Here is a 5952-nt window from a genome sequence, read left to right as displayed (position 1 = left end):
GAAAATATTGGTGTGGTTGATAATAAGGGTTATGAGATTGTATTAAGTCATAAAGGAAGTGGTAAAGATTTCAACTATTTTGTAGATTTTAATTTTAGTCAAGCTAAAAATAAGGTCATAGATATTGCAGAATCGGAAGATGTTGACCCTTTAAGAAAAAGAACAGGAAGACAAATACAAGCAGGAAGTCGTATTGGTTTTATAGCAGATGGATTGTTTTTAACGCAACAAGAAATAGATGATCTAAATGCAGCTGCGCCAGAGGGTATATACCAAACTCAAAACCCGCAACCTGGTGATATTAGATATAGAGATATAACTGGTGATGGTAAGGTAGATAATGATGACAGAACCGTGATGGGCAAAGGTAATGTACCAGAAATTACATTTGGTTTAAATTTAGGATTTACCTATAAACAATTTGATTTTTCAGCATTGTTTCAAGGTGCTGCTAATTTTGATATGTATTTGTCTAATGAAGCTTCTTGGGCGTTTTTTAATGGAGGAAAAGTATTTGATAAACATTTAAATCGTGCTCAAATTGGAGCAGATGGAAATGTTATTAATACCAATGCTACGTATCCTAGAATAACACTTAATAATAATGCAGTAAACGAACGTTTCTCGTCTTATTGGTTAGAAGCAGGAGATTATATACGTTTCAAAAATGTAGAGATAGGATATACGCTACCAGAGAAAATTGTAAATAAAATAGGTGTAAATAGATTAAGAGTTTACTTTAATGGAAGGAATTTAGTAACATGGTCTAAAATTAAGCACTTAGACCCAGAAAATCCTAACCAACGTGGTTGGTTTTATCCACAACAGAAAGTATTTAACTTAGGGATTAATCTAGAATTTTAAAAAAATAATTATGAAAAACATAAAAAAATTAATTTTTATAGGCTCATTTATTATGCTGCAATTTGCTTGTACAAGTGATTCTATTGATTTAGAGCCTCAAGGAGCAATTTCTTCTGATGTGGTTTTTACAGACCCTGCTTTTGCAGAAGCCTTTTTAAACAGAATATATGGTAGTATTCCTCATGGGTTTGCCAGAGGTTGGTATATGTTAGATGCAGCATCAGATGATGGTGAGAACTCTTATACATGGCCAGCTTCAAACACACTATTTAACCAAGCGAACATAACTTCAAACAATTCACCTTTTAATGGTTTGTGGGGTAATGCTTATTTCCAAATTAGAAGATTGAATAATTTTATTCAAAGTTATGACCAGTTAGAAGGAACAGACGAAGTAAATAATAGACTAAAAGGAGAAGCGCATTTTTTAAGAGGTTTTTGGTATTCTTTATTGTTACAAACCTTTGGAGAGGTTCCTCTAATAACAGTAGCTCAAGAATTAGACGATGATTTACTAGTAAGTAGAGATTCAAAAGAAAACGTATTAAACTTTATTACTTCTGAGTTAGATACTGCAGCAGGATTTTTTGTAAATGCTGAAGAAGCAACATCAACAAGAGGATCTTGGGATGCCGCTATGGCCTTAAAGGGAAGAGTGCTTTTATATCAGAATAAATTTTCAGAATCTGCGATTGCGTCTAAGCAAGTGTTAGACAATACCTCTAGAACATTAGATGCAGATTACCAAAGTGTATTTTTAGAGGATGGTGCTTCTGAAGTGATTTTCGACACACAATTTAGCGATCCAGATAAAGGACATTGGGGTAATCTATTTAATACGCCTAAAGCAAGTGCAGCTGTTAGTGGCTGGGGAGGAACTGGCCCTACACAAAACTTAATTGATCAGTATGAAATGCAAGCCACTGGTTTGTTGCCTTCTGAAGCTGGTTCAGGTTATGATGCTAGCAATCCTTATACAGGTAGAGATCCAAGGTTTGAGGCTTCTATTTTATATGACGGTTCTGTTTGGAAAGGGCAAACATGGGAATTTAGACCAGGTGGAAATGCAGGTATCCAAACTAGTGGAGACTGGACAAAAACGGGGTATGGAATGAAGAAAATGATACAAGAAGATCGGAATCATCGCGATTCAGGTACGCAACATTGGATTCATATGAGACTTGCAGAAGTGTATTTAAATTATGCAGAAGCTTTAATAGAGGCTGATACTGATTTAGGTTTGGCCGTTGATGCTATAAATGTAGTTAGAGATAGAGCTAATATGCCATTTATTAGTGTTGGGTCACAAAGTGAATTACGCACAAAAGTAAGGCATGAGCGAAGAATTGAATTGGCGTTTGAAGAACATCGTTTTTGGGATATAAGAAGATGGGGAATTGCTGGAGATCCAGAAGTGTTAACTATTTATAGGGTTGATATGGATGCCAACGGAGACCTTATAGATGATGGAAAGGAAATTTGGGAAACTAGAACATGGGATGATGCTAATTATTTGTTCCCTATTCCTCAAGGAGAAATAGATAAAAACCCTAATTTGCTTCCTAACAATAGTGGGTACTAGTAAAAATATTTATTTTAACTAAGTGTTTTTAGAACCCATTTTAATTTATTAAAATGGGTTCTAATTTTAAACAAAATATTTAGAAATGAAAAATATAGCGTTATATATATTGGTTTTAGTATTAGTGTACACCTGTAAAAAGGATGGTGTTACTAAAAATGAGCAAATCATCTCAAAGATTGAAGAGGCTAAAGAACTTTTTACTGTTTTACCACCTGAGAAGACAGGTATTTTTTTTCTAAATGAACTTAAAGAGAATATATATAATAATGGATTGCTCTATGAATATTATTATAATGGAGGAGGCGTATCAGTAGCCGATTTTAATAATGATGGTCTTGTAGATATCTATTTTGTTAATTGCACAACTACCAATAAACTTTACCTTAATAAAGGAGATTTTAAATTTATAGATGTTACAAAAACTGCTAATGCCAGTGGAGGGTATGGTTTTGGAACAGGAGTAACACTTGTAGACATAAATAATGACGGATTAATGGATATTTATTATTCTAAATCCGGAAAAATTAAAGATGAGAATAAGCGTAGAAATGAATTGTTAATTAACAAGGGGTTAGATTCTAATGGTATTCCTGTTTTTGAAAATCAAGCAAAAAAGTATGGACTAGATATACCAAATTTCACAACCCAAGCTACATTTTTTGATTATGATAAAGATGGCGATCTAGACATGTTTTTACTTAATCATGGTATTGATGTTTATGATGAAAACAAACTTAAAGAATTATTAAAAAAGCCTTCAGAACACAGAGGAAATAGACTATACAGAAATGACAACAATACGTTTGTAAATGTAACCGAGCAAGCTAACATCATTAATAATATGGTAGGTTTTGGTTTAGGTGTTGCAGTTGCAGATTTAAATAACGATAATTGGCCAGATATTTATGTGAGTAACGATTTTTCTGAAAAAGATTACCTCTATATAAATAATAAAGATGGATCATTTAAAGAATCTTCTTTAGAGGCTTTTGGTCATATTTCAAACTTTTCAATGGGGAATGATATTGCCGACATTAATAATGATGGTTTATTAGATATCATGGTGGTAGACATGATGGCTGAAGATAATTTCTCTCAAAAAACCAGTATGAGTGGAATGGCTCCAAAAAAATTCTACAACAATACAAAGCTAGGTCTACATCATCAGTATATGTATAATACATTACAACTTAATAATGGTGTAAACAATAAAACAAATACCCCTATGTTTTCTGATATTGCACAGCTTTCTGGCGTTTCTAGTACAGATTGGAGTTGGGCGCCGCTATTTTTCGATATGAATAATGATGGACATAAAGATTTATTTATATCAAATGGTATTAAAGGTGATTTTAGAAACAACGATTTTGTAAACTACAGAAAGGCAAAACAGGCAGAGGTTATAAAAAATCAAAAGGTTGAACGTGAAAGCTATATTAATGATATTTTATCTAAAATGCCATCTAGAAAAAAAGAAAACTATTTTTATGTAAATAATGGCGATTTAACTTTTAAAAAGGCTAAAATTGAACAAAGTCCAACTAATTCAAACGGAGCAGCCTATGCCGATTTTGATAACGATGGTGCTTTAGATATAGTCGTAAATAATTCGGCAGGTATGTCTTTTATTTATAAAAATAATAATACTAAAAACAACTACATCAAGTTAAAGCTAAAAGGTACAAAGCATAATATTAATGCATTAGGAGCACGAGTGGAGCTATATTCTAAATCTTCAACTCAAACTATAGAGAATCATTTTACAAGAGGCTTCCAGTCTGCTATGGCTGACGCTATTCATTTCGGAATTAATCAAGACCCTGTTATTGATAGCATTAAGGTGGTTTGGACTGATGACACCTATAAGGTTGTTAAAAATGTCAAGCCAAATCAATTACTTACAATGTCATACGATGACAATAAAAATGCATTGTTAACCAAAGAAAAGAATCAAGAATTTCTTTTTTCTGACATAACAGACCAATTGGGATTAGATTTTGTTCATAAAGAAAATGATTTTGATGATTTTAAAAAAGAAACCCTTTTACCTCATAGAATGTCTCAACTAGGGCCTGCACTTGCAGTAGCAGATGTTAATGGAGATGGTTTAGACGATTTCTTTGTAGGAGGTGCTAAAGGATACTCAAGTGTTTTATATCTACAAAACACATTAGGAAAATTTATAAAAGACCATAAAACATTTGTTTCAGACAAAAATTATGAAGACGTAGGCGCTGTGTTTTTTGATGCTGATAATGATGGTGATCAAGATTTATATGTGATTAGTGGCGGGATTGAATATGCACCTAACAATAGTAATTATAAAGATAGATTATATGAAAACAAAGGTAAAGGTCATTTTGTGAAAAATAATTCAGCTTTACCTAATATCACCTCTAGTGGTTTAAGAGTATCTCTTTCAGATTTTGACAATGATGGAGATATAGATCTTTTTGTTGGAGGAAGAGTAAAACCAGGCTTTTATGGTCGTCCTACAAAAAGCTATCTTCTTGAAAATAATTCATCTAATGGCTCTATTAGTTTTAAAGATGTTACAGAAACCATGTTTCCTGAAATGCTAAGTCATACTATGGTTACGGCATCATCATGGGCTGATATTGATAATGATGGTAATACTGATTTAATAGTTGCTAATGAATGGGGAAGTATAGAGTTATATATGTACCAATTAGGGGCTTTTGTAAATAAATCTGAAGCCTATGGTCTATCAAATCATGTAGGTTGGTGGAGTTCTATTAATGTCAACGATATCGATAATGATGGGGATTTAGACATTGTTGCTGGTAATCTGGGTACAAATTATAAATACAAAGCTACTACAGATAAACCATTCTATATGTTTGTTAATGATTTTGATGAGAATGGTACTGATGATATCGTTTTAGGGTATAGTCAAGAAAATCAAGTGTATCCTGTAAGAGGTCGTTCATGTAGTTCTGGTCAAATGCCATTTATTAAAAAGAAGTTTAAAACCTATAATGATTTTGGAGCTGCGAGTATTGATGATATTTATGGAGAAAAGCTAAAGGAAGGAGAATCCTACAAGGCAAACTATTTTTATTCAGCAATATTAAGAAATGAAGGCGGTACTTTTAAATTTGAAGCTTTTGAAAATAGAGCGCAATTATCTTCGGTAAATAAAATACTTATTGATGATTTTAATAAAGACAATAATAAAGATGTTTTATTATTAGGAAACCTTTATGGATCAGAAGTTGAAACCCCTCGAAATGATGCTAGCTATGGTACATTACTTATAGGAAAAAGTCATAATAGTTATAAAATTCTTGAGAACCACAAAGTAAATTTATGGGCAAATGGAGATATAAAAGATGCTGCTTTTATAACTATTGGTTCTACTAAAGCCATCTTATTGGCAAGAAATAATGCTAAGTTTTCAATAATTAAAATACATTAATAATTCTTAACAATTTAAACCACCATATTTAGATCAACTCAAGAAAATTAGGTTCAACTAAATT

General features: G+C 32.2%; 2 protein-coding genes and 1 pseudogene. All 3 read left to right on the top strand.

The window, feature by feature from the left end; translation table 11 throughout:
* Positions 1-864: pseudogene (locus AADI82_RS13200) on the top strand (TonB-dependent receptor); the annotation flags it as partial.
* A 10-nt stretch (positions 865-874) separates the two neighbouring features.
* Positions 875-2446 carry a RagB/SusD family nutrient uptake outer membrane protein gene (locus AADI82_RS13195; RefSeq protein WP_341216893.1) on the top strand — a complete coding sequence of 524 codons (1572 nt, stop codon included), beginning with the start codon at positions 875-877 and terminating at the stop codon, positions 2444-2446.
* A gap of 85 nt (positions 2447-2531) precedes the next feature.
* Positions 2532-5888: a VCBS repeat-containing protein gene (locus AADI82_RS13190; RefSeq protein WP_341216892.1), complete on the top strand. Its 3357-nt coding sequence runs from the start codon at positions 2532-2534 to the stop codon at positions 5886-5888.
* Positions 5889-5952 lie beyond the last annotated feature (64 nt).

The organism is uncultured Wocania sp. (genome assembly GCF_964021735.1).
In the GTDB taxonomy this organism is placed as follows: Bacteria; Bacteroidota; Bacteroidia; order Flavobacteriales; family Flavobacteriaceae; genus Wocania_A.
The sequence above is the reverse complement of the archived record's forward strand: the minus strand, read 5'-3'. Positions and strand labels throughout refer to the sequence as shown.

Coding starts and splice junctions, on each gene's coding strand:
- AADI82_RS13195 (WP_341216893.1), top strand. CDS start 875: ATGAAAAACATAAAAAAATTAATTTTTATAGGCTCATTTATTATGCTG.
- AADI82_RS13190 (WP_341216892.1), top strand. CDS start 2,532: ATGAAAAATATAGCGTTATATATATTGGTTTTAGTATTAGTGTACACC.